This is a genomic window from Streptomyces sp. TOM-9 (assembly GCF_056858595.1).
The window spans coordinates 5,406,960-5,429,386 of record NZ_JBXEQB010000001.1 but is presented as its reverse complement, the minus strand read 5'-3'; the positions used below and the strand labels follow the sequence as shown (position 1 = coordinate 5,429,386).

Genomic DNA, 22,427 nt, shown 5'->3' with positions numbered 1-22,427 from the left:
GCTCAGACGCCGGCGTAGGAGTGCTTGCCGGTGATGAAGATGTTCACGCCGTAGTAGTTGAACAGGAAGCAGGCGAAGGCGAGCAGCGCCAGGTAGGCGGCCTTGCGGCCCTTCCAGCCGGCGGTGGCGCGGGCGTGCAGGTAGGCCGCGTAGACCACCCAGGTGATGAAGGACCAGGTCTCCTTGGGGTCCCAGCCCCAGTAGCGGCCCCAGGCCGCCTCGGCCCAGATCGCGCCGGCGATGATCGTGAACGTCCACAGCGGGAAGACCATGGCGTTCACGCGGTACGCGAACTTGTCCAGGCTCGCGGCCGACGGCAGGCGGTACATGATGTTCGCCCAGGTGCCCTCGGCGGTGCCCGACGCCGCGAGGCCGGTCTCGTAGCGGTCGCGGAAGAGGTAGAGCACGTTCGCCACCGCGCCCAGGTAGAGCACCGCGCCGGAGATGATGGCGCAGGAGACGTGGATCCACAGCCAGTAGGAGTGCAGCGCCGGGACCAGCTGGTCGCTGTCGGTGTAGAGGACCGAGACGGCGAGGCCGAGGTCGAGCAGGACCGTGGTGGTCAGGAAGAGCCCGATCCAGCGGACCTTCTTGCCCAGCAGGAGCAGCACCAGGTAGGCGGTGACCGCCGTGGCGCCGAAGGTGGTGGAGAACTCGTACATGTTGCCCCAGGGGGCGCGCTGCACCGAGAAGGCGCGCGCCGCCACGGCGGCCACGTGCATTGCCCAGGCCAGCACGGTCAGGGACACCGCGATGCGGCCGTAGAGGTCGCCCTGCTCGGTGTCGCCGGCCGCGCCGGGGCCGTCGGCGAAGCCGCGGTCACTGGCGGAGGCCCGGGTGACGACCTTGGGACGCGCCAGGGTGGCGGTGCCGCCGCCCTGCTTCACGGTCACGGTGACCGCGGGCGCGGACCCGGCGGCGCCGGGGGCGAGCGCGGCGGAGGTCTTGGCGACCTTGCTGCGGCTGCCGAAGACCCATTCCGCGATGTGGGCGAGGAAGGCCAGCGTGTAGACCGCCATCGCCGAGTAGATCAGGTAGTTGCTGAGGTGGGCGACGTTCTCGTTGACCGCGGCAGCGATGGTCACGCGCGCGCTCCTTCGTCATCGGGCAGGGGTTCTTCTGAGGGTTCGGGGTCCGCTTCGGGCAGCGGCGGGGCCGTGGCCGTGAGGTCGGCGGCGAGCTCGCCGAGCTCGTCGGCGATCCGCGCCGACTCGCTGCGGCCGAGCCCGGCCAGCTCGACGACGGTGACACCGTCCGCGCCGCGCACCGCCCGCACCCAGACCCGGCGGCGCTGGATGAACAGCGATCCGGCCAGGCCGAGGATGGCGGCGACGGCACTCACCAGCGCCCAGCCGTTGCCGACCTGGTGGGAGACCTGGAAGGTGGCCCAGGTCTTGACGCCGTCGAAGGTGAGCGAGCCGTCGCCGTCGGGCAGCGCGAGCGTCTCCCCCGGCTTCATCGCCTTGCTCACGATCCGGCCGTCGGCGTCCTTGAACTGCTTCATCTTGTCGGTGTCGAGCTGGTACACATTCTGCGGCAGGCCGGCGTCCACGCCCAGGTCGCCGTGGTAGGCGGTGAGGATCAGCGCCGGGTAGTCCAGGGCAGGGAAGGACGAGTGCGGGCCCTGCTGCGCGTTCAGCGCGAAGGTCGGGGTGAACAGCCCCTGGAAGCCGTACTGGGTCTTCCTGTCGGCGTGGTCGCGGACGTCCATCGCCTTGATCACGCCGACCGAGGTCTGGTTGCCGTCCTGCGGCAGGAATGGCACCGGGCCCTGGAAGACGACGTTGCCCTGACCGTCCTTGACGGTGACGACGGGCGCGTAGCCGTGGCCGATCAGGTAGACCTTGGAGCTGCCGACCTCCAGCGGCTCGTTGACCTCGATCGCGGACTTCGTCTGCTTGCCGCCCGGGCTCGTCCAGTAGCGGATGTTGGCGCGGAAGGTGCGCGGGGTGCCCTTCTGCGGGCCGCTGCGCGCGTACGAGGCGTTGAAGCCGTCCAGCTTGAAGCCGAAGGTGTCCAGGTCGTCGGCGTCGTAGAAGGTGCCCGGCTTGAAGTCGTCGTACTGGGTGAGCGTGTTGTTGAAGCCGTCGCCCTCGACGATCAGCTTGCCGCCCTCGGCCTTGAACAGCCCGCCCACCGCGAAGGAGATCAGCAGCCCGAACAGCGCGATGTGGAAGACCAGGTTGCCGGCCTCGCGCAGGAAGCCCTTCTCCGACGCGACCGCCGTACCGGTGACCTGGGTGCGGAAGCGGCGGCCGCGGAGGGCGCGCCGGGCGGCGGCGAGCACCGCGTCCGGCTCGGCCTCGGTGCGCCAGGTCGCGTACGCCGGGAGCCGGGTGAGGTTGCGCGGGGCGGCCGGCGGCTTGGCGCGCAGCTGGCCGACGAACTGCCAGCTGCGCGGGACGATGCAGCCCGCGAGCGAGACGAACAGCAGGATGTAGATCGCCGAGAACCACACCGAGCTGTAGACGTTGAACAGCCCGAGCTTCTCGTAGAGCGGCGCCAGGGTGGTGTGGGCGTCCTTGAAGGTCTGCGCCTTGATCTCGTCGACGCTCGTCTGCGGCACCAGCGAACCGGGGACGGCGGCCAGCGACAGCAGGAAGAGCAGGACCAGCGCCACCCGCATCGAGGTGAGCTGGCGCCAGGTCCAGCGCGTCCAGCCCCACACCTCGCGTCCGGTCCAGGCGAGTCCGCCGGCCGTACCCGGCCCGCGGACGCCGCCGAAGGAGCCGGGCACGACCTGGCCGAGGTCCTCGACGGGCGCGGTCGACAGCTGTGCGCCGGCCGCGCCGAGGTCGGCACCGGCGTCCGCCGCCGCGTCGGGGGGTGCCCCCGCGGTGTCTTTGGAGCTCATGGATCAGATCCCTGGAGTGAAGCCGGACGACCAGATCTGCATCTGGTAGACGATGTGGTCCCACACGCCGGTGACGAGCAGCAGGCCGACAGCGACGAGCATGCCACCGCCGAGGCGCATCACCCACACGTAGTGGCGCTTGACCCAGCCGAAGGCGCCGAGCGCGCGGCGGAAGGCGATGGCGGCCAGTATGAACGGCAGGCCGAGGCCGAGGCAGTAGACGGCGGTGAGCAGCGCCCCGCGGCCGGCACTGGCCTCGTTGAAGGCGAGGAAGTTGACGGCGCTCAGCGTCGGTCCCAGGCACGGCGTCCAGCCGATGCCGAAGAGCACGCCGAGCAGCGGCGCACCCGCCAGGCCCATCGCGGGCTTGCGGTGGAAGCGGAGTTCGCGCTGGGTGATGCCGCCGACCACCCCCATGAAGGCGAGCCCCAGGACGATGGTGAGCGCGCCGAGCACCCTGGTGATGACCGTCTTGTGCACCAGCAGCGTCGTGCCGAAGTTGCCGAACAGCGCGCCGCCGGAGACGAAGACGGCGGTGAAGCCGAGGACGAACAGCGACGCGCCCACGAACATCCGGCCGCGCCGGGCCTCGGCCAGGTCTGTGCCGGTGACACCGGTCACGTACGACAGGTAACCGGGGACGAGGGGCAGCACGCACGGGGAGAAGAACGAGACCAGGCCGCCGAGGAGCGCGACCGGCACGGCGGCGAGCAGGGCGCCGTTCACCACGGTCTGGTTGGCACCGGCGGCGAGTACGCTCACGTCACTTCTCCGCGATCACCGGGTCGAGGACCTCGTGCAGTTCGTCGGCGCTGAGCTCCTTCAGCGCGCGCACCGCGATCTTCCCCTGACGGTCGATGATCAGCGTGGAGGGAATGGCCTGCGGGTTGACGCTGCCCTTGGGGAAGCGCAGCACCAGGTCGCCGGACGGGTCGTAGAAGCTCGGGAAGGGGATGTCGAATTCCTTCTCGAAGGCCTTGGCCTGTGCGGTCTGCAGGTCCCGGGTGTTGATGCCGATGAACTGCACGCCCTGCGACCCGGTCTCCTTGGCCACCTTGGCCAGGTGCGGCGCCTCGGCCCGGCAAGGCGGGCACCACGAGCCCCAGATGTTGAGGACGACGACCTTGCCCTTGTGGTCGGCGAGGCTGAGCGGGGCTCCTTCGACGGACTTCCCGCTCAGCTCCGGCGCGGCCACCCGGTGGCCCGGCTTGACCGTGGAGATCTCACCGGTGCCGCCGACGTAGTTCGTTCCGGGGCCGGTGCCGTCGGAGGACGCGGTGGAGGTCGAGCAGGCCGTGACGGCCAGCGCGAACGCGGCTGCCCCGGCCAGTGCCGCGGCACCGTGGAGCGGACGGCGTCGGAGGGCGCGCGTAGGACTCATGTGAAAAGTTTCGCATGAGGCCGGGAGCGATCTCGCGCACCCCCGACAGCTTTGCCGAAAGCGGCAAATGCCCCAAGTAAGCGACGGTTAATCGCGGCTCCGGGTCTGGTGCGCGAACTCGTCCACCAGGGCGTCCTGGAAGGCCTTGAGGTCGCCGGGCCTGCGGCTGGTGACCAGGACGTTGGGGCCGTCGCAGTCGACCACGACCTCCTGGTCGATCCAGGTGCCGCCGGCGTTGGTGACGTCGGTGCACACGCTGGGCCAGGAGGTGAGGGTACGTCCGTGCACGACGCCGGCCTCCACCAGCAGCCACGGCGCGTGGCAGATCGCCGCGACGGGGCGGCCCTCGGTGAAGAAGTCCCTGGTGAAGCCGACGGCGTCCGCGTCGAGCCGCAGGAGGTCGGGGCCCGCGACGCCGCCGGGGAGCACCAGCGCGTCGAAGTCCGCGGCGACCACCTCCCCGAGCGTGTCGTCGACGGGGAAGGTGCCGGCCCGGTCGAGGTGGTCGAAGGCCTGGACGCGGCCGTGGCGGGTGGAGACCAGCCGGGGCGTCCCGCCCGCCTCGCGGACGGCCTCCCAGGGGCCGGCGAGTTCGCTCTGCTCGACGCCCTCCGACGCCACCAGGAACGCGATCTTCCTCCCCTGCAGGGACGCGTGCATGGCCTGTGACCTCCTCGGCTCGGTCCTCGGGGACGTTCCCGTTCACCGGCTCGCCTGCCCGCCACCCCCAGGACGAAACGGGCGGATCGGTCTAGGAGGGGGAGGAAGAGGAGGAGGGCGTGGAGGAGGGCGTGGTGGAGGGGGACACGGAGGAACGTTCCTGCGCGAGGAAGCGGCGCCAGCCGCCCGCGGGGCGCTGCCCCGGGCCGAGGGTGCGCAGCTTCGCCAGCACCGCCGGGTCCTGCGCGTCCAGCCAGTCCACGAACTGTCGGAACGACACCAGGCGCACGTCCCGGTGGTCGGCCATCCGCCGCAGCGCGTCCTCGACGGCGTCCATGTATATCCCGCCGTTCCACTGTTCGAAGTGGTTGCCGATGAACAGCGGCGCGCGGTTGGTCTCGTACGCCCGGCGGAAGCCCCCCAGGTAGGCGTCGCGGGCCTGCCGCCGCCAGGCCGGGTAGTGGGCGGGGTTGCCGCGCGTGGAGTTCACCGACTGGTTGGCCAGCATGTTGTAGTCCATCGACAGCACCTCGAAGGAGCGGCCGGGGAAGGGCACCGCCTGCAGCGGCAGGTCCCACAGCCCGTGGCTCTTGCCCGGCCACACCTGCAGGCCGCCCGGCCCGCTGGCGTCGTACCGCCAGCCCAGGCGGGCGGCGGTGGGCAGCAGCGAACGCTGGCCCAGCAGGCAGGGCGTACGGCCGCCGATCAGCTCCTTGCGGTAGTCGAAGGGCAGCGGGGGCAGGTCGGTGAAGCCGGTGTGGGTGCGCCAGTTCTCCACGAAGCCGACGGCCTGTTCGATCTCGCTGCGCCAGTCGGCCGGGCTCCAGCGTCCAACCGAGCCCGCTCCCGCGCAGAAGTGGCCGTTGAAGTGCGTGCCGATCTCATGGCCCTCCAGCCAGGCCAGCCGCAACTGCTGCAGGGTGGCGCGGACGTGGGCGTCGGTGAGGTAGCCGATGTCGGAGGCGCCGACGGGATTGCGCGGCGGCTTGTAGAGCCTCTTCTTCGACTCGGGGAGCAGGTAGACGCCGGAGAGGAAGAAGGTCATCGTCGCCCCGTGCTCGCCCGCGAGCTTGCGGAACCGTTCGAAGAGCCCGTTGTCCAGCTCGCCCGCCCCGTCCCAGGAGAAGATCACGAACTGCGGTGGCGTCTGGCCGGGTTCCAGGCGCTCCGCGGCGGGCTGATGGGGCTGCGGCCCGGTGTCGGCCGTCGAGCCGTCGCCGATCGTCCGCACCGACGGGGACGGGGAGGGCCGCCCCTGCGGGCCGCCGGCGGACGGGGAGGGCGACACCGACGGCCCCTGGCCGACGTGCCGGCCGCCGGGGCCCTCCCCGGCGCAGCCCGCCAGCCCGACGGCGGCCGCTCCGGCCGCCAGGCCCAGTACCCCTCGTCGGCTGATCTCCCGCATTCCGCGCCCCAATCCCCGTGCGTCGCCCCCGCTCACCGCGCTAGATGCCGTGCGCGCACGGCGGGTTCCTTCGCGGGGTGCACGAATTCACCGGGCGGGGCACCGGATCGGGCCACGCGGCGGCGGCCGTCACGGAGCGTGCCGGAGGGCACCGGTCCGCGTGACCGGTGCCCTCCGGAACCGGCGGGAGGCGGTCGTCAGGCGCCGAAGCCCTTGCTGCCGCCCTTGACCGGCTTCGCCCCGGCCAGCAGATGCGCCGGGACCAGGTCGCGGGCGGGCTCGGTGTAGCCGACGGAGACGATCCGGTCGTCCTCGAACGTGAAGGACGTCAGGCTCGCCAGGGTGCACTGCCGCTTGCGCGGGTCGTGCCACAGGCGCCGCTGCTCCACGGCGCTGCGCACGATCCAGATCGGCAGCTGGTGGCTCACGCACACCGCCTCGTGGCCGCGTGCCGCGTCCCGGGCCGCCTCCAGCGCGGCCGTCATGCGCACGACCTGGTCCGCGTACGGCTCGCCCCAGCTCGGCCGGAACGGGTTGACCAGGTGCTTCCAGTTGGCGGGGCGCTTGAGCGCGCCGTCGCCGACGCCGAAGGTCTTGCCCTGGAAGACGTTGTCCGCCTCGATCAGCCGCCCGTCGCTCGCGACGTCCAGGCCGAGGACGGCGCCGATCGGCGCCGCGGTCTCCTGGGCGCGCTCCAGGGGGGACGCGACGACGTGGGTGATGTCACGGCCCGCGAGGTGCTCGGCGACCCGGTCGGCCATCTTCCGGCCCAGGTCGGACAGGTGGTAGCCGGGCAGGCGCCCGTAGAGCACGCCGCTGGGGTTCTCCACCTCGCCGTGCCGCATCAGGTGGACGACGGTGATCTCGCTCATGCGGTGGCCTCCGCTGCGGCGCGGGCGGCGGCCGGCAGGGCGGCCGCGATCCGCTCGATGGCGGCGCCGTCGTGCGCCGACGACACGAACCAGGACTCGAAGGCCGAGGGCGGCAGGTACACGCCCTGGGCGAGCATCGCGTGGAAGAAGGCCGTGAAGCGGAACGCCTCCTGCTGCCTGGCCTCGTCGTAGTTCGTCACCCGGTCCCCGGTGAAGAACACCGAGAACATGTTGCCCGCGGTCTGCAGGGTGTGCGTCACACCCTCCTTGGAGAGCGCGGCGGTCACCAGGCCCGAGACCTCGGCGGCGACGGAGTCCACCGCCCCGTACACCGCGTCGTCCAGCAACCGCAGCTGGGCCAGGCCCGCGGCGGTGGCCACCGGGTTACCGGAGAGCGTGCCCGCCTGGTAGACCGGGCCCGCGGGCGCGAGGTGCGCCATCACGTCGGCACGGCCGCCGAAGGCCGCGGCGGGGAAGCCGCCGCCCATCACCTTGCCGAAGGTCATCAGGTCGGGGCGGACGCCGTCGATGCCGTACCAGCCGGACCTCGACACGCGGAAACCGGTCATGACCTCGTCGGAGACGTACAGCGCGCCGTTCTCCCGGCAGAGGTCCGCCAGGCCCTGGTTGAAGCCCTCGGCCGGCGGCACGACGCCCATGTTGCCGGGCGACGCCTCGGTGATCACGCAGGCGATCTCACCGGGGTGGGCGGCGAACGCGGCCCGTACGGCCCCCAGGTCGTTGTAGGGGAGCACGATCGTGTCCCCGGCCTGCGCGCCCGTCACCCCGGGGGTGTCGGGCAACCCGAAAGTGGCAACCCCGGAACCCGCGGCGGCCAGCAGGGCGTCCACATGACCGTGGTAACACCCCGCGAACTTGATCACCTTGGCCCGGCCCGTGAACCCGCGTGCCAGCCGGATCGCCGACATCGTGGCCTCGGTGCCGGAGGAGACCAGCCGCACCTGCTCCACCGGCGCGACGCGCGCCACGATCTCCTCGGCCAGTTCCACCTCGCCCTCACCGGGCGTGCCGAAGGACGTACCCCGCGCAACCGCCGCCTGCACGGCGGCGATCACCTCGGGGTGGGCGTGGCCGAGGATCATCGGCCCCCACGAGCAGACGAGGTCGACGTATTCGCGACCATCCGCGTCCTTCAGGTAAGGACCCGTTCCGGACACCATGAACCGGGGCGTACCGCCCACGGCACGAAAGGCGCGTACCGGGCTGTTCACCCCACCAGGGGTCACGGCGGCTGCTCGATCGAACAAGGTCTGAGAAACTGGCGCTTCGTAGGCGTACGGATAGCTCACAAGCACATGCTCTCAAATGCCGGGCGTTGCGCGACGAGGTATCGACCGTGCATCTGAGACGATGATCGGGTTGCGCGGTTGGGTCTGCGGATGGTCGGGTAGTGGAATGCAGCGCGGTGGCGAACGCGGTGACGTGGGCGGCGGGGCGGACGACCCCGACGCGGAGCACGCCCGCCCCACCGGTCGGCGCCGCCGGCCGCCGAAAGAGCGCGACAGGGCCGTTGAGAAAAGCGGGAGCAGGGGTGGCCGAGTGGGGGTGACCTACAAGTACTTCGGCGCACCCGATGGTGCGACCGCCGCGCGGGTCCCCATCTCGATGCGACCCGAGGAACTCGGCGGCGACGAGCTGGGCCAGGGGATGTACACCAAGGTCAAGCCGGAGACCATGGCCGCCATGGTGCTGACCGGCATCGAGGGCATACCCCCGGCCAAGGTCCCGCCGCTGGAACTCGTCGTGCTCCACCCCGACTACGCCGTCGTCAAGCTGCCCCACTCCGTCGTCGAGCCGTTGCGCAAGGCCGACGAGGAGGCTCTCGGCGCCGCCGCCTTCATCTGGTCCACCGTCCCCGACCGCCGCGGGCCGCGGGACGCGTTCGTGATCTACACGATGCTGCACGAGTGGCAGGACTTCGCCCAGCGCTGTCACGAGAGCGGGCACCAGCTGTACTGCCTGGTGTGGCCGTGACGGGCGCCGGGCGGGTGCGGATTCACTGACGGTTACAGCACCACCACGACGACGCCGTTGTCGTAGCCGTAACCTCCGTAGCCGTAGCCTCCGTAGCCTCCATAACCGCCGTAGCCGCCGTAGCCGCCGTAGCCACAGCCGTCGTGGAGGTGATGGCCGTAACGCCATCCGTAACCCCAGTCGCCGTAGCCCCAGCAGCCGTCCCCGTGGGTGACGACGGACTGGTGCGAGGCGGGGGCAGCCTGTTGCGGCGCTGCGCCGGCCGCGCCGGCTCCGACGAGGGCGAGGATCGGTGCCGCGAGTGCCGCTGCGGCGATCCGGCGGATGGTCGTGCTCGTGACGCGCATGGTCGTTCCCTTCGACATGCGGAACGTGGGCGCCGGTCGTGGGGGACCCGGCGCGGGTCGCACCGGCCGGTGCGCGTGGCACGGGTGCGACGGGGGGTGCGTCCGGGCCTCGGGTGCGGACGCACCATCACAGACGTGAAATGTCGGACGGGATGCGGCTCACAGGAGCATCCCCTGACATGAACCTTAAGTTCCATTACTCCCCGCAGTCAATACATAGGGTGAAATCCCCTAATTTCGGACTCGATTCATGCGGTGGGAACTTCTCCGGTCACGAAGGGTGACGAAACCGGTGACGGCCCGTCGTCCGCCGGTCACACGAGGCGCCCGTACAACCGGGGTTGATCGGGGCGGATCGGGCATCAACCCGGTACGCGGGGCGGTTCGCCGCCCTCCCCTGTGCCCTTCGCGCGGACGGAGACGAGCATGAGCGAGACCCACGAGATGCGGCTGGCGGGGACGAGGAGCTCCGGCGCCGAGGAGTGGTACTGCCCGGTCTGCCGACGGCGGATCCTGCTGCGGTGGCCGCCCCACTACGAACTCCTGGTCCTCGAACGCGGTGACGAGAGCGTCGCGCACGCGGGCGGCATGGGCGGGGTGTCGCTCACCGGCGCCGAACTCACCGGCCCCCCGCAGCCGTTGGCCGGGCCGCCCGGTCCTCCGGGCCCGGAGGACCGGCGCTGGCTGCGGGAGATCGGTGTCGAGTGGGACGAGGACACGGACTCGGCCGCGTGACGCGGTGGTACGTCACACGGTGAGCACGAGCCCGTCCACCGTGGCCGCCAGCGCGCTGGGACGGTGCCCGCCGGGTTCGCGCAGGCTCACCGCGATCCCCAGACGGTGGGTGCCCGGCGGCAGGCCGGGCAGCGACAGCCGTACGACCGGATCGCCCGCCCGCAGCACGCCCCGGTCGTCCGCCAGCACGCGACGGCCCTCGCCGCCGGGCTCGCGGTGACGGCCGCGTAGTACGCGAAGCACGCCCCGGGACCGGTGGCCGGGGGCAGGGCCAGCGTGACGTCCAGCGTGAACGGCACCCCCGGCCGTACGGCGCCGCCCGCGACCGCCAGCAGCGGCTCGGCCAGCAGCGTGACCGGCGGGGCGACGCCGGCACGGGGACCACCGTCGTCCCCGCCCCCGCCCCCGGTCCCGGTCGCCCGTCCGGGTCCGGGGACGGGATCGGGAACGGAACCAGGACCGGGACCGGCCGGGCGGCCCAGGACGCAGGCGAGCAGCGCCCCGGCGTCCCACTCCGGCCAGTGCCGGGTCTCCCCGGTGCGCACCCTGCGGATCTCCGTCGCCCGGATCCGCCCCCGGTCCAGCCGGACCCGCAGCACGAAGCTCTCGTACCCGGCGTCCGCCGACTCCGCCTCCGGCGCCGGCCCCGGCGGCGGGACCGCCGAGGCCAGCTCCGCGGCGTCCTTGCGCCACTGCTCGACCCGGATCGCGGAGACAACGCGCAGGTCGCGCACCGCGGCGATCACCTCGTCCGTGGACGCGGCCGACAGCTCGGCGTACGTACGGATCCCGGCGGCGGCCAGCAGGCGCGCGGTGGTCGCACCGACGCCGTCGATCCGGGTCAGCTCGTCCTCGTTCACGGCCCCTCGACGACCTCGATCACCGGCAGCGTGGTGAAGGCGCCCATGCCCCGGGCACCGGGGAACTGGACCATCGCCGAGACCTGGTAGAGCCCGGGCCGCAGCGTTCCGGCCGGGAGGACGACGTGGGTGTCGGCGCCGCTGTACACCGTCTTCGCGGGCGCCGGCCGTGTGACCAGGCGCCCGTCCACCGAGCGCGTGACGTCGCTGGTTCCGGAGAGCGAGGCGAAGGCGTAGGTCACCCTGAAGGGCGTGTCGTGCAGCAACGGCAACGTCACGCCGCCGACCTCGAAGGTCACGCTGACCGTGATCGGCAGGGACGCGGTGAGGACCAGGCCGGACGGGATGGCGTCGTTGTCCGTCACCTGGATGTCGCGCGCGTCGAGGCCGAGGACGGGGTTCCCCAGTTCGGGCTGTGCGGTCATGTTCTCTCCCCTGCGAGGTGGGCGCCGGCGCGGCGGCGGGTCGCCGCCGCGCTCGGCGTCCGTTCTTCCGCACCGCGCTTAACCGGCCGCCGTGCCGTCGCTTAACCCGGCAGCCGCGACGCGATAAGCGCGGGCGCGCCGCTCACACCGGCAGGTCGTCGCGCAGCCGTTGGTGGAGCTCGACGGTCTCGCGCTGCGGCGGCACGCCGAGGTCCTCGCGCAGCGTCCGCACGCAGGCCCGGAACTGGAGGATGGCCAGGTGCGGTTGGCCGATCCGGCTCAGGCAGCGCATCAGCCGTCGGTGCGCGGTCTCCCGGCACGGGTCCAACGCGACCAGGCGACGGCAGAGTTCGGCGCACGGGGCGTAGCGGCCCGCGGTGAAGTGCAGTTCGCTCAGCCGGGCGAGGGCGTCGAGGTGGGCCAGCCGCAGCCGCTCCCGGTGCAGGACGGTCCACTCCTCGTACGGCGACTCGGCGAGGAACTCGCCCCGGTAGAGGGCGAGCGCCCGCTCGTACTCCTCGGCCGCGCCGGTGCGGTCGCCCCGGTCCTCCGCCTCCCGGGCGGTGCGCAGCAGCAGGTCGAACTCGTCGCAGTCCAGCCAGAGGCCGAGCCCGGGACCGAGCCGGTAGGCACCGCAGCGGAAGACGACCACGGGTTCACCGGTCGCGGTGCCCAGCGTCTGGCGCAGTTGGTGCATCGCGACTCCGAGGCTGTTGCGCGCCGCCCCGGGGGCCGAGTCCGGCCAGAAGGCGTCCATCAGCGTCTCCCGGTGCGGCCAGGGGTCGCGGTGGGTGAGCAGGAAGGCGAGCAGGGAACGGGTGCGGTGGCCGTGCCAGCCCTCGGCCGGAACGCCGTCGACGCTGACGCTGAGCGAGCCGAGCAGGCCCACCGCCAGCAGCGGCGCGGCGGGGCGGACCGGTGGCGGCGCGGGCCGTTCCGGTGCGCGCGGGCCGCGGCGGAAGCGCGCCCACAGCCGGGCGCCCCCGGCGTCGGCTCCGGAAGGGCCGGCGGGCGCGGCGGCGCCGGAAGGGCCGGCCTGCCGGAACCAGCCGTCCGCGGCCTCCCGGTCGCCGGCGAGCAGCGCCAGCCGGCCCTGCTGCCACTGCGCGGCGCGCAACAGCGCCCGCAGCCCCGCCGAGGCCGCCAGCATCGCGGCGGTACGTGCGTGGACCGCGGCGGTCGCGAGGTCCCCCGCGTCCGCGGCGGCGTCGCTCGCGCCGAGCAGTTCCCCGCACAGCCGCTCGGGCGGCACTCCGGGCAGTGGCGGCTGCGGTGCGGGCGGCTGGCTGTGGCTCGGCATGACGCTTCCCCCTGAGGCTCCTGCCTGGCGCCCCTCACTCAAGGACGCCGGTCCCGGCCTGTCAATCGGCGCCCGGGGCACCGGCGGGCCCGGCGGGGCCCACGGTGACGCCGGCGACGGCCGGTGGCCGCCGGGACGCCGCCGCGCCGGTCCGCGCACGCCCTCCCGCCCGGGCCGGTCGTACGACGGGCCGAGCCCCGGGCCCGCCGTCTGCGGTACGTCCCGCCCGTGTGGGGCTGCGATCGCCGCGCGGGCGGAGCCCGGACATACTGGACTACCGGCACCAAGAAGGGCATGACCGACCCGGAGGCACCACGATGCCCGTGTACGAGATGCGCGCCGAGTACGACACCGAGGACGGCGGCCCTGCCGACGGAAGCCCGCTGAGGGCGTGGCACATGGTGGAGGACGGCGCCGCGACGGGGCTGTGCGGGCGGGAGCTCTCCCCCGCCGCGGCCGTGCAGGCGGAGGACGTGTGGGGGACGCCGGCGGCGCAGCCCTTCTGCCACAGTTGCGGCGCGCTGTATCTGCGTCATACCGCTTGAGGCGGCGGAGCATAGCCGCCCGAACGCTTGTCCCGCATGCGGAACCCCGAAATTCCGGAGCGGGTGGAATCATGTGCGGATGCTGCTCACCGAGATCGACGCCGTCAATTGGAATGCCATTCCCACGCCGCGGCCACGCCCTCGGACCGCCGACGCCCAGGACGGGGCGCGGGCCGAACGGCCCGACCCCGCGGCCGGGCTGAGGGCACTGGCCGCGGCCCGCGACCTCGATGGCGTCGCCTCCGCCGTGGCGGCCCTGACCAGCAGTTCCCTGCTGCGCGGACGCACCGGCGAGGTGCTCCCCGGTGCCGTGGTCGCGGCCCCCTTCCTGCTGGACATCGCCGAGCAGGGCCATCCGCACGCACGGGAGTCGGCGGTCGTCCTCCTCGACGGCGCGATGCGGTCCGCGCCGCTCGCCGATTTCAGCCGCTTCCGCACGACGGCCGGACATGACGCCCCGTTGTGCTGCGCGATAGCCGAACTCGTCCGTGCCCGCCGGGATTCCCTGGCGGAATGCGGGAGGTCCGGGAAATACCTCCTCAAAGCGAGCGACGCCCATTGGCGCTTCGACATCCGTGAGGCCTCGGGCGCGTCGGGCGCGTCGGGCGAGATCGTCGCCCTCGGCATCCTGCAGGGCGGGCTGCCCGCGCCGTCCTCCGGCGGCGAACTCCACCACGACGGCTCGGTGACCGCGGTCGGCGCCGTGGGCGTCGAGTGCCCTCCCGTGGACGCCACCGCCGAGGCGTGCCTGCGCCTGTCCGGCCTGGCGGCGGACGCCGCGGACGGCGGCGGGCTGGCGGGCGCCGTGCTCTACCCGGCGGCGTGCGGCGGCCATGGGCGCTGAGCCCGCCACCGGCTGGGAGCCGGGCGCCCCGGGGGTGCTGCGGCTGCCGTCGGGGCGGCTGGTGCGTGGACGGGGGCTGCGGAAGCCGCTGCCGGCCGGTCCCGTCCCCGTGTTCGGGCTGTACCTGCTGGGCCACGAACCCCCGGCGGTGGCCTGGGAGGGCCGCTGGGTGCGCTGGCCGGACTTCCGGCTGCCAGCGGACCGTGCGGACGCCGCCCAGGCGCTGCGCGCGGCGTGGCGGCGTGCTGCGGACGAGCGGGTGGAGGTCGCCTGCGGCGGCGGACTCGGCCGTACGGGGACGGCCCTGGCGTGCCTGGCGGTGCTGGACGGGGTGCCGTCCGGTGAGGCCGTCGCCTACGTCCGGGAGCACTACGCCCGGCGCGCGGTGGAGACGCCCTGGCAGCGCCGCTACGTGTCCCGCTTCGCCTGAAGGTGCGGGGCGTACGCCCTGACCGCCCCCTTGAGCTGCCGCAACGAGGGGTTGACCAGGGGCCGCCCCGCCACGGTGACGGTCGGCACGGTCTCGTTCCCGTCCGCCACGGAGCGCACGAAGGCGGCGGCGTCCGGATCGCGCCGGATGTCGACCGTGGTGTGGCGCAGCCGCGTGAACAGCAGTTGCGCCCGCAGCTTCATGCAGAACGGGCAGCCCGGCCGCCGGTGGACGCCGATCCCGCCCCGTCCGTGTGCGCGTCGCTCATGCTCCCCCGATCGGCAGGCGTGGCAGCCGCGTCCCGTGCAGCCACGGGTGGAAGACCAGCGCCTCCAGCTGCCGGTCGGTGTGCTCCTGGGCCAGGGCGGTGAACTGCCCGGTGGTCACGGTGCCATGGCGGTGGGCGGCGGTCCAGGCCCGCAGCAGCCGGAAGAACGCCGGGTCGCCCATGACCGTGCGCAGCGCGTGCAGGGTGAGGGCGCCGCGCTTGTACACCCGGTCGTCGAACATGTTCCGGGCACCGGGGTCGGCCAGCCGCAGGTCCTGGGGCTGGGCGGCGAGCCTGGCGTGGGCGCGGGCCGCGTTGCGGGCGGCGGGCGCCTCGCCGCAGGACTCGGCCCACAGCCATTCGGCGTACGCGGCGAAGCCCTCGTTGAGCCAGATGTGCCGCCAGTCGGCGAGGGCGAGGCTGTTGCCGAACCACTGGTGGGCGAGTTCGTGGGCGACGAGGCGTTCGAAGCCGCGGCGGCCGTCCAGGTGGTTGCTGCCGAAGACGGACAGCCCGTGCGCCTCGACCGGGACCTCCAGCTCCTCGTCGGTCACGACGACCGCGTACTCGCCGAAGGGGTAGGGCCCGAAGAGCTCGCCGAACACCTCCATCATCCGCGGCTGGCGCCCGAAGTCGTGGTCGAAGTCGGCGGTCAGGCGCGGCGGGACGGCGGCCGGCTGGGGTACGGCACCGCCGAGGTGGTCGATGAGCTCGTACTGGCCGATCTGCACGGTCGCCAGGTACGGCGGCATCGGCCGCGGCTGGTCGTACACCCAGGTCGTCGTGGAGGCGCCCACCCGGTACGACTCCAGGCTGCCGTTGGCGACGACCGTGTACGGCGAGGGCGCGGTCACCGTGATCCGGTAGCCCGCCCGGTCGCCGAGGTGGTCGTTGCAGGGGAACCAGGAGGGCGCGCCGATCGGCTGGCTGGCAACGAGCGCGCCGTCCTCCAGCTGCTCCCAGCCCAGCTCCCCCCAGTCGCGGGAACGGACGGGCCTCGGGTTGCCCACGTAGCGGACCTCGACCGCGAACGGGCCCTCGGGCAGCGCCTTCGCGGGCTTGATGCGGAGCTTCCCCGCGCGGTGCGTGTAGCGGGCGGGGCGCCCGTCGACGAGGACCCGGTCGAGACGGAAGGCTCCGAGGTCCAGGCTGAACGCGGAAAGGGCCCGGTCCGCCAGCGCGGAGATCCGGGCCCGGCCCGAGAGGCGGTTGGCCGCCGGGCGGTACTCCAGTTCCAGGTCGTAGTGGGTGACCCGGTAGCCGCCGTTGCCGTGCTCGGGGAAGTAGGTGTCCGCGGACACCTCCGGCCCGGGCGTGGCGGGGACGGCGGCCCCGCCACGCACGCGCTTGCCGTTGCTCACCCTGTGCGGGCCCCCTCTGTGTGCCAGGCGGAGATCGGGTTGCCGAGCCAGCGGGTGCCCTCGGGCACGCTCTCGCCCCGCATGACCAGCGAGGCGGGACCGATCGCGCTCCGGGCCCCGACCGTGGCCCCGGGCAGCACGATGCCGTGCGGGCCGAGGCTCGCGCCCTCCCCGAGTACGACCTCGTCCATCCGCAGGATCCGATCGTGGAACAAGTGTGTCTGTACCACGCAGCCGCGGCCGACGGTCGCGCCGTCCCCGACCCGGACCAGGTCCGCCTCCGGCAGCCAGTACGTCTCGCACCATACGCCGCGTCCGATCCGCGCCCCCAGGCACCTCAGCCACACGTTCATCAGCGGGGTGCCGCCGACCGCGCCGACGAGCCACGGCACGGCCAGCACCTCGACGAAGGTGTCGGCCAGTTCGTTGCGCCACACGAACGAGCTCCACAGCGGCCGTTCACCCGTCCGCACCCGCCCGACCAGCAGCCACTTCATCACCACGGCCACCGCGCAGGCGACCGCACCGGCGCCCGCGAGCAGCGCCCCGCCGGCGGCGAGCGCCACGGGCGCCCCGTACCGGTCGGCCACCGCCGCGTACCCGGCGAGCACCAGCACCACCAGCGCGACCGCGCACATCACGGGGACGACCCGGCACAGCTCGACGGCCGCGCGGGCCAGCACGAGCCGCCGGGGCGGTGCGAAGGTGCGGCTGCGGTCGCCCGTCTCGGGGACGCGCGGCAGCTTCATCGGCGGCATGCCGAGATAGGAGCTGCCCGCCTTGGCGCCCTTGGGCGTCGACGAGAGCACGCCGACCAGGCCGTTCTTCGGCACCGAGCGGCCGGGGGCGGTCATGCCGGAGTTGCCGAGGAAGGCCTTCTTGCCGATCCGGGCCTCCGCGATGCGCATCAGGCCGCCGCCGAGCTCGTAGCTGCCCACCATGGTGTCGTCGGCGAGGAAGGCCCCGTCGCCGACGGTGGTCATCGTCGGCAGCGCCAGCACGGTGGACGCCTCGACGTGGCGGCCGACCTTCATGCCGAGCGCCCGCAGCCACACCGGCGTCAGCAGGCTGGCGTAGAGCGGGAACAGGTGCGCGCGGGCCCGGTCCATGAGCCGGGCCGTCGTCCAGGCCTGCCAGGCGACACGGCCGTGCACGGGGTGGTGGCCCTCGCGCAGCCCGATGCCCAGCAGCCGCACCCCGGCCAGCACCAGCAGCGCGTACGTCAGCAGCCAGGCGAGCGTGGCCAGGGGCACGGCCGCGAGCGCGGCGGGCAGCGGCGCGGCGTCGGCGCCGCGCAGGAACCGGGCCAGCACCAGCAGGGCGGGCAGCGCCGACACCGCGGGCAGCAGGTCCAGGGCGAAGGCGGTCGCCTCGTACGCCGCCGACCAGCGCAGCCGTCTCGGCGGCCGGGAGTCGGAACTGCGGTGCGGGGCCTTGCCGGTGCGGACGGCGGGCACGCCGCCCCAGCGCTGCCCGGCCCGGACGGCGCCCACGACCGCGGAACCGGGGGCGATCTCGGCGCGCTTGCCGATCCGGGCGCCGGGCAGCAGGGTGCTGCGGGAGCCGACCGTGGCGCCCGCCCCGACGCGGATCTTGCCGATGTGCAGCAGGTCGCGGTCGAGCCAGTGCCCGGACAGGTCGACCTCGGGCTCCACGGCGCTGCCCTTGCCGAGCTTGAGCATGCCGGTGACCGGCGGCGGGGAGTGCAGGTCTGCGCCGTCGCCGACCTTGGCGCCCAGCGCGCGGGCGTAGTGGCTCAGCCAGGCACCGGTGAGGTTGCCGGCGCCGCTGACCTGCGCGAGGCGTTCGGCGGTCCACAGACGCAGGTGCACCGCCCCGCCGCGCGGATAGGTGCCCGGGCGCACCCCGCGCAGCAGCAGCCGGGCGCCGCCAGCGGAGACGGCGACCCGTCCGGCGGGGCTGATGAGCAGCGCCCAGCCGGCCAGCACCCACCACCAGGAGACGGCCGGGACCCACGGGAACGGGCCGAGGAGGCGCAGCGCGTTGCCGATCGCGGCCGCCACGACGCCCCAGCGCAGTCCGGCCAGGACGAACAGCGGGAGCATCAGCGCCAGCTGGACCGCGGCGGCGCGCCGGGGCACCGGCCGTACGGGGCGCGCGGCGGCGCGGCGGGCGTCGGCCTCGTCCAGGCGGGCGGCGAGCGCCCCGAGGGTGGGGTGCTGGTAGACGTCGCCGACCGCGGCCGCGGGGTAGCGGGTGCGCAGCTGCGAGACGAGGCGGGCGGCGGTCAGGCTGCCGCCGCCGAGTGCGAAGAAGTCGGCGTCCGGCCCGGTCACCGGCGCGCCGAGGAGCTCGCCCCACAGGCCGGCGAGCAGGCCCTCGGTGCCGCCCAGTTCCGCGGCGGGCGCGTCGAGCCCGGGCAGCGGCCAGGGCAGCGCGTCCCGGTCGACCTTGCCCGAGGTCCGGGTGGGCAGGGTGTCCACGACGGCGAGCAGCGGGACGAGGGCGGCCGGCAGCGCCTCGCGGAGCCGGGCGAGCGCGTCGGCCTGGTCGAAGTCACCGGTCACCGCGACGTAGCCGACCAGGATCTGGTTGCCGCCCTTGGTGGTGCGGACGGCGGCGGCCGCGCCGGCGACGGCGGGCAGCGCCTGCAGCGCGGCGTCGATCTCGCCCAGTTCGATGCGGCGGCCGCCGAGCTTGACCTGCTCGTCGGCGCGGCCGACGAAGACCAGGCCCTCCGCGTCCGCGCGGACCAGGTCGCCGCTGCGGTAGGCGCGGTCCCAGTCGAGGGCGGGCAGCGGCGCGTACTTCTCGGTGTCCTTGGCGGGGTCCAGGTAGCGGGCGAGGCCGACCCCGCCGATGACCAGCTCGCCGGTCGCGCCCATGGGCAGCGGTTCGCCGTGGGCGTCCACGACGGCCAGTTCCCAGCCGTCCAGGGGCAGTCCGATGCGGACCGGGCCCTCGCCGGTGAGCTGGGCGGCGCAGGCGACGACGGTGGCCTCGGTCGGGCCGTAGGTGTTCCACACCTCGCGCCCCTCGACGGCCATCCGTTCGGCCAGTTCCGGCGGGCAGGCCTCACCGCCGAAGATCAGCAGGCGGACGTCGTCCAGCGCCTCGACGGGCCACAGCGCGGCCAGCGTGGGCACGGTGGAGACGACCGTGATCCCCTGCTCGACGAGCCAGGGGCCGAGGTCCAGCCCGGTGCGGACGAGGGAGCGCGGCGCGGGCACCAGACAGGCGCCGTGCCGCCACGCCAGCCACATCTCCTCGCAGGAGGCGTCGAAGGCCACCGAGAGCCCGGCCAGCACCCGGTCGCCGGGTCCCAGCGGCTCCTCGGCGAGGAAGAGCCGGGCCTCGGCGTCCACGAACGCGGCGGCCGAACGGTGGGTGACGGCGACGCCCTTGGGCTTGCCGGTGGAACCGGAGGTGAAGATGATCCATGCGTCGTCGTCCGGCCCGGGACGGCGGCCGACGGTGCCGCGGGGCTCGGCGCACGGGGTGATCGTGAGGTGCTCGCCGATGACGGCGCACACCTCCGCCTCGGAGAAGACCAGCCGGGCGCGTTCCTCGGGGTCCTCGGCGTCGACCGGCACATAGGCGGCGCCCGCGGAGAGCACGGCGAGGACCGCCACGTACAGGTCGGCGGTGCCCGAGGGCACCCGTACGCCCACCCGGTCGCCGGCGCCGATGCCGGACTCCGCCAGACGGCGGCGCAGGCGCTCGGTCGCGGCGGCCAGGGCCCGGTAGCTCAGCGTCGTGGTGCCGTCGTCGACGGCGGGTGCGGTGGGGTGCGCCCGGGCGGTGGCGGCCAGGACCCCGAGCAGGGTGCGCCCGGGGGCGGCGTCGCCGGCCCGGAAGACCGCCCGCGCGGGGCACAGGACGCCGGAGGTGCCGGCGACACCGGCGGGCGCGGGGTCCTCGAGGAGCGGGAAGGGCGATTCGACGAGGGTCATACGGTGCTCCCCGGCTCGGACGAGCCGGGGGTCGGTGGTGCCGTTGCGGACACGCCGGGCACCTTGTTCCGGTCGCTCACGGCCAGAGACAGACGCATGTCAAACCCTCCAAAAACTCAGGACCACTGCGGCGCCGGAGCCCCTCGCCCGGCCGGCCGGGGACCACGGTGTCCCGGCGCGCGGGACCGTCCCCGCGACTGGCGCACGCCCGGCATCCCCGTACCGCGCCCGTCCTGACCGGACGGCCCGCGGTCCGGGTCCTTCACCCGGCGTCACAAATGGCGAACAGGGAGTTTACCGGTGCTTAATCCCCGCAGCCCGCCGAAAGGGGGGCACGTGGCCGCTCTCACAGTCGTGCCGGGCCCGGCGGGGCGTCGCCGCCACCTCCTTCCCACGGCCGATCCGACGGTCCCCACGCCGTTCACCGGCCCTCGCCCGGCGGTCGGGGCGGCGCGCGTACGCCGCCCGTGGCGTCCTCGGCCGACGCCGTCCGACCGGCGAGAAGCGGGATCACCGCATGTGACGCACGCCACAGACCTGACGGACCCCAGCTTGGCACGGGCCGCCTCTGCCTGCTGGTGGGGCGGGACCTCCGCTCCCTACTGGACCACGGCAGGGACGGGAACATCGGCTTCACGGCGCATCCGGGTGACGTCACGCAGAACGGCCGGGCCGGGGTCCGGACGGCCGGTGCGTTGATCGCCCGTCCGTCACATCGCGTTGACGGACGGGCGCTTCCGGGCAGCTCCGGCGTGCCCGCGATCGCTCCCCGCGCGATGCCGGGCAGAGTCGGTCCCGCCTGGCGGTCCCGCGGTGCGCGCTCCTACCCTCGGCAGCTCGGAAACCAGGGGGTGAGGACCGATGCCTGCCGCGGATGTGCGGGTCGTGCCGGTGCAGCGGATGCGGCCCGGCGACCACGCGTTCGTCAGTTACGACGGCGACGACACACGCTGGGACGTCCTGGCCGCGTTCGCACGGCTCGGGCTGGCGGCCGGCGAGCGGGTCATGGTCTTCGCCGCCCCCGGCGTGCCGGACCGGGAGGTGCTCGCCCACCTGGGTCCGGCCGACGACGCCGGGCGGCCCGGGGACGCCGACGCACGGGTGGAGTCGGCGCACCGGCGCGGGCAGCTCGTGCTGAGCAGCATGCGCGAGCTGATCCGTCCGGACCCCGCGTTCACGGCGGTGCGGCAGCAGGGCCGGCTCGCCGAGGAGACGGACCGCGCGGTCCGCGACGGGTACGCGGGCCTGCGCGCGTACATCGACATGCACTGGGTGCGCGACATGGGCGCGCCCATCGACGCGATGGTGCACCGCGAGACCCACGCCGACCACCTCTTCACCGGACGGCCGTACGCGGAGATCTGCGCCTACGACCGCCGGTGGTTCACCGGGGACGTGCTCGACGCGATGGCGCAGGCCCACCCGCGCAACCTGCTGACCCGGCTCGGCGCGCTGTACGCGACGCACACCGAGGGCCTGCTGCGGCTGCTCGGCGAGGCCGACCTCAGCACGCGGGAACGGTTCCACGGCGTGGTCGAGGACGCGCTGCGGCGGACCGCGGAGGGCGGGCGGCTCGTCCTGGCCCTGCGCGACCTGCACTTCCTCGGCGTCGGCTGCGCGATGGAACTCCTGACGCTGGTGGTCGCCGCGGGGGAGCGGGGGGTGCGGGTGGAGATCCGCTGCTCGGCCTTCCACCTGACGCTGCTGCGCACCCTGGGCGCGGCGTCCCTGCCGGGGCTGACACTGATCGAGGTGAGCGGCTGATGCTGGAGGAGCTGCACGAACCCTCCGCCGGCGATCCGGCCGCCGGGGGCTGCTGGCTGGAACGCGACTTCACGGAGGGCGAGCTGCCCCGACTGCGGGTACTGGCCGAGGAGTTCGCGATGTGGGCGGGGCTTCCGGCGGCACGCCGCGGCGAATTCGTCCTCGCGGTGAACGAGGTGGCCTCCAACGCGATCACCCACGGCGGCGGCCGCGGCCGCCTGATGCTGCGCCGTACCGACGGCGAGGTGCAGGCCCGGATCACCGACGCCGGCCCCGGCTTCAGCGCCGCCGTCATCCCCGAGCTGCTGCCCGGCCTCGACTCCCGCTGCGGGCGCGGCCTGTGGCTCGCCCGCCTGGTCACCGACCACCTCACCATCGCCACGGGCCCGGTCGGCGCGGTCGTCACCCTCGCGATCCGCCTCCACTGAGCGGGCGGCGCCCGGGCCAGGGCCAGGCGGCTCGGGCGC

22 protein-coding genes are annotated in these 22,427 nt (G+C 73.9%); 7 read left to right on the top strand and 15 right to left on the bottom strand.

Annotated elements, in window-relative coordinates; all coding sequences use genetic code 11:
* Positions 1–2: 2 nt before the first annotated feature.
* The 8 genes from ccsB to hemL all read right to left on the bottom strand — a co-directional run bounded on the left by ccsB (position 3) and on the right by hemL (position 8,482).
* Positions 3–1,085, bottom strand: a complete 1,083-nt coding sequence (gene ccsB / locus AC1VWI_RS25320) for a c-type cytochrome biogenesis protein CcsB (RefSeq protein WP_499513313.1) — start codon at positions 1,083–1,085, stop codon at positions 3–5.
* The gene (gene resB, locus AC1VWI_RS25315) at positions 1,082–2,854 is read right to left on the bottom strand and encodes a cytochrome c biogenesis protein ResB (RefSeq protein WP_499513312.1); all 1,773 of its coding nucleotides are present in this window, start codon (positions 2,852–2,854) and stop codon (positions 1,082–1,084) included. Before resB ends, ccsB begins: the two co-directional genes overlap by 4 nt.
* A 3-nt stretch (positions 2,855–2,857) precedes the next feature.
* Positions 2,858–3,616, bottom strand: coding sequence for a cytochrome c biogenesis CcdA family protein (locus AC1VWI_RS25310; RefSeq protein ID WP_499513311.1), 759 nt, complete (start codon positions 3,614–3,616; stop codon positions 2,858–2,860).
* Between the two features lies 1 nt (position 3,617).
* Entirely contained in the window at positions 3,618–4,235 is a 618-nt protein-coding gene (locus AC1VWI_RS25305) for a TlpA family protein disulfide reductase (RefSeq protein WP_499513310.1), read from the bottom strand.
* Between the two features lie 87 nt (positions 4,236–4,322).
* A complete protein-coding gene (locus tag AC1VWI_RS25300; RefSeq protein WP_499513309.1) occupies positions 4,323–4,895 on the bottom strand; it encodes a type 1 glutamine amidotransferase domain-containing protein in 573 nt (190 codons plus the stop codon).
* 91 nt (positions 4,896–4,986) lie between these two features.
* Positions 4,987–6,300: a polysaccharide deacetylase family protein gene (locus AC1VWI_RS25295; protein WP_499513308.1), complete on the bottom strand. Its 1,314-nt coding sequence runs from the start codon at positions 6,298–6,300 to the stop codon at positions 4,987–4,989.
* 197 nt (positions 6,301–6,497) lie between these two features.
* Positions 6,498–7,172 (bottom strand): histidine phosphatase family protein, encoded by a 675-nt coding sequence (locus AC1VWI_RS25290; RefSeq protein ID WP_499513307.1) that lies wholly within the window; start codon positions 7,170–7,172, stop codon positions 6,498–6,500.
* Positions 7,169–8,482, bottom strand: coding sequence for a glutamate-1-semialdehyde 2,1-aminomutase (gene hemL, locus AC1VWI_RS25285; protein WP_499513306.1), 1,314 nt, complete (start codon positions 8,480–8,482; stop codon positions 7,169–7,171). The genes AC1VWI_RS25290 and hemL overlap by 4 nt, the downstream gene beginning before the upstream one ends.
* Positions 8,483–8,588: 106 nt before the next feature.
* Here hemL and AC1VWI_RS25280 point away from each other — a divergent pair, with 106 nt between their 5' ends.
* Positions 8,589–9,167, top strand: coding sequence for a hypothetical protein (locus AC1VWI_RS25280; protein WP_499513305.1), 579 nt, complete (start codon positions 8,589–8,591; stop codon positions 9,165–9,167).
* Between the two features lie 32 nt (positions 9,168–9,199).
* On the opposite strand, the gene AC1VWI_RS25275 is transcribed toward AC1VWI_RS25280, so the two are convergent.
* Positions 9,200–9,514, bottom strand: a complete 315-nt coding sequence (locus tag AC1VWI_RS25275; RefSeq protein ID WP_499513304.1) for a hypothetical protein — start codon at positions 9,512–9,514, stop codon at positions 9,200–9,202.
* A 426-nt stretch (positions 9,515–9,940) separates the two neighbouring features.
* On the opposite strand from AC1VWI_RS25275, the gene AC1VWI_RS25270 reads away from it, so the two are divergent.
* The gene (locus tag AC1VWI_RS25270) at positions 9,941–10,249 is read left to right on the top strand and encodes a hypothetical protein (protein ID WP_499513303.1); all 309 of its coding nucleotides are present in this window, start codon (positions 9,941–9,943) and stop codon (positions 10,247–10,249) included.
* An 86-nt stretch (positions 10,250–10,335) separates the two neighbouring features.
* Here AC1VWI_RS25270 and AC1VWI_RS25265 read toward each other — a convergent pair whose 3' ends face one another.
* The 3 genes from AC1VWI_RS25265 to AC1VWI_RS25255 form a co-directional block, all read right to left on the bottom strand.
* On the bottom strand, positions 10,336–11,109 hold the full coding sequence (locus AC1VWI_RS25265; RefSeq protein ID WP_499513302.1) for a DUF4332 domain-containing protein: 774 nt from the start codon (positions 11,107–11,109) through the stop codon (positions 10,336–10,338).
* On the bottom strand, positions 11,106–11,534 hold the full coding sequence (locus AC1VWI_RS25260; RefSeq protein WP_499513301.1) for a hypothetical protein: 429 nt from the start codon (positions 11,532–11,534) through the stop codon (positions 11,106–11,108). Before AC1VWI_RS25260 ends, AC1VWI_RS25265 begins: the two co-directional genes overlap by 4 nt.
* A gap of 142 nt (positions 11,535–11,676) precedes the next feature.
* Complete coding sequence (locus tag AC1VWI_RS25255; RefSeq protein ID WP_499513300.1) at positions 11,677–12,834, bottom strand: AfsR/SARP family transcriptional regulator; 1,158 nt, start codon at positions 12,832–12,834, stop codon at positions 11,677–11,679.
* A 317-nt stretch (positions 12,835–13,151) separates the two neighbouring features.
* Between AC1VWI_RS25255 and AC1VWI_RS25250 the strand changes: the two genes are divergently transcribed.
* From AC1VWI_RS25250 to AC1VWI_RS25240, 3 genes are all read left to right on the top strand, one after another.
* Positions 13,152–13,379, top strand: coding sequence for a hypothetical protein (locus AC1VWI_RS25250; protein ID WP_499513299.1), 228 nt, complete (start codon positions 13,152–13,154; stop codon positions 13,377–13,379).
* Positions 13,380–13,458: 79 nt separating this feature from the next.
* A complete protein-coding gene (locus AC1VWI_RS25245) occupies positions 13,459–14,223 on the top strand; it encodes a hypothetical protein (RefSeq protein ID WP_499513298.1) in 765 nt (254 codons plus the stop codon).
* The gene (locus tag AC1VWI_RS25240; RefSeq protein WP_499513297.1) at positions 14,213–14,653 is read left to right on the top strand and encodes a protein-tyrosine phosphatase family protein; all 441 of its coding nucleotides are present in this window, start codon (positions 14,213–14,215) and stop codon (positions 14,651–14,653) included. Before AC1VWI_RS25245 ends, AC1VWI_RS25240 begins: the two co-directional genes overlap by 11 nt.
* Here the strand turns inward: AC1VWI_RS25240 and AC1VWI_RS25235 are convergent.
* From AC1VWI_RS25235 to AC1VWI_RS25225, 3 genes are all read right to left on the bottom strand, one after another.
* Positions 14,632–14,856, bottom strand: a complete 225-nt coding sequence (locus AC1VWI_RS25235) for a thioredoxin domain-containing protein (protein ID WP_499513296.1) — start codon at positions 14,854–14,856, stop codon at positions 14,632–14,634. The two genes, AC1VWI_RS25240 and AC1VWI_RS25235, sit on opposite strands and share 22 nt — an antisense overlap.
* Before the next feature lie 61 nt (positions 14,857–14,917).
* The gene (locus AC1VWI_RS25230; protein ID WP_499513295.1) at positions 14,918–16,282 is read right to left on the bottom strand and encodes a M1 family metallopeptidase; all 1,365 of its coding nucleotides are present in this window, start codon (positions 16,280–16,282) and stop codon (positions 14,918–14,920) included.
* Positions 16,279–20,196 (bottom strand): Pls/PosA family non-ribosomal peptide synthetase, encoded by a 3,918-nt coding sequence (locus AC1VWI_RS25225; RefSeq protein ID WP_499513294.1) that lies wholly within the window; start codon positions 20,194–20,196, stop codon positions 16,279–16,281. The genes AC1VWI_RS25230 and AC1VWI_RS25225 overlap by 4 nt, the downstream gene beginning before the upstream one ends.
* Before the next feature lie 861 nt (positions 20,197–21,057).
* Here AC1VWI_RS25225 and AC1VWI_RS25220 point away from each other — a divergent pair.
* Together AC1VWI_RS25220 and AC1VWI_RS25215 are read left to right on the top strand one after the other, a co-directional pair.
* Positions 21,058–21,960, top strand: a complete 903-nt coding sequence (locus tag AC1VWI_RS25220; protein WP_499513293.1) for an MEDS domain-containing protein — start codon at positions 21,058–21,060, stop codon at positions 21,958–21,960.
* Positions 21,960–22,388: an ATP-binding protein gene (locus AC1VWI_RS25215; RefSeq protein WP_499513292.1), complete on the top strand. Its 429-nt coding sequence runs from the start codon at positions 21,960–21,962 to the stop codon at positions 22,386–22,388. The genes AC1VWI_RS25220 and AC1VWI_RS25215 overlap by 1 nt, the downstream gene beginning before the upstream one ends.
* The last annotated feature ends 39 nt before the right edge of the window (positions 22,389–22,427 follow it).

Bases quoted from the DNA above. Each gene is read 5' to 3' on its own strand.
- AC1VWI_RS25255 (WP_499513300.1), bottom strand. From the start codon at position 12,834: ATGCCGAGCCACAGCCAGCCGCCCGCACCGCAGCCGCCACTGCCCGGA.
- resB (WP_499513312.1), bottom strand. From the start codon at position 2,854: ATGAGCTCCAAAGACACCGCGGGGGCACCCCCCGACGCGGCGGCGGAC.
- AC1VWI_RS25240 (WP_499513297.1), top strand. From the start codon at position 14,213: ATGGGCGCTGAGCCCGCCACCGGCTGGGAGCCGGGCGCCCCGGGGGTG.
- AC1VWI_RS25275 (WP_499513304.1), bottom strand. From the start codon at position 9,514: ATGCGCGTCACGAGCACGACCATCCGCCGGATCGCCGCAGCGGCACTC.
- AC1VWI_RS25295 (WP_499513308.1), bottom strand. From the start codon at position 6,300: ATGCGGGAGATCAGCCGACGAGGGGTACTGGGCCTGGCGGCCGGAGCG.
- AC1VWI_RS25305 (WP_499513310.1), bottom strand. From the start codon at position 4,235: ATGAGTCCTACGCGCGCCCTCCGACGCCGTCCGCTCCACGGTGCCGCG.
- AC1VWI_RS25270 (WP_499513303.1), top strand. From the start codon at position 9,941: ATGAGCGAGACCCACGAGATGCGGCTGGCGGGGACGAGGAGCTCCGGC.
- AC1VWI_RS25215 (WP_499513292.1), top strand. From the start codon at position 21,960: ATGCTGGAGGAGCTGCACGAACCCTCCGCCGGCGATCCGGCCGCCGGG.
- AC1VWI_RS25280 (WP_499513305.1), top strand. From the start codon at position 8,589: ATGCAGCGCGGTGGCGAACGCGGTGACGTGGGCGGCGGGGCGGACGAC.
- AC1VWI_RS25250 (WP_499513299.1), top strand. From the start codon at position 13,152: ATGCCCGTGTACGAGATGCGCGCCGAGTACGACACCGAGGACGGCGGC.
- AC1VWI_RS25220 (WP_499513293.1), top strand. From the start codon at position 21,058: ATGCCTGCCGCGGATGTGCGGGTCGTGCCGGTGCAGCGGATGCGGCCC.
- AC1VWI_RS25300 (WP_499513309.1), bottom strand. From the start codon at position 4,895: ATGCACGCGTCCCTGCAGGGGAGGAAGATCGCGTTCCTGGTGGCGTCG.
- AC1VWI_RS25235 (WP_499513296.1), bottom strand. From the start codon at position 14,856: ATGAAGCTGCGGGCGCAACTGCTGTTCACGCGGCTGCGCCACACCACG.
- AC1VWI_RS25225 (WP_499513294.1), bottom strand. From the start codon at position 20,196: ATGACCCTCGTCGAATCGCCCTTCCCGCTCCTCGAGGACCCCGCGCCC.
- AC1VWI_RS25260 (WP_499513301.1), bottom strand. From the start codon at position 11,534: ATGACCGCACAGCCCGAACTGGGGAACCCCGTCCTCGGCCTCGACGCG.
- AC1VWI_RS25245 (WP_499513298.1), top strand. From the start codon at position 13,459: ATGCTGCTCACCGAGATCGACGCCGTCAATTGGAATGCCATTCCCACG.
- AC1VWI_RS25290 (WP_499513307.1), bottom strand. From the start codon at position 7,172: ATGAGCGAGATCACCGTCGTCCACCTGATGCGGCACGGCGAGGTGGAG.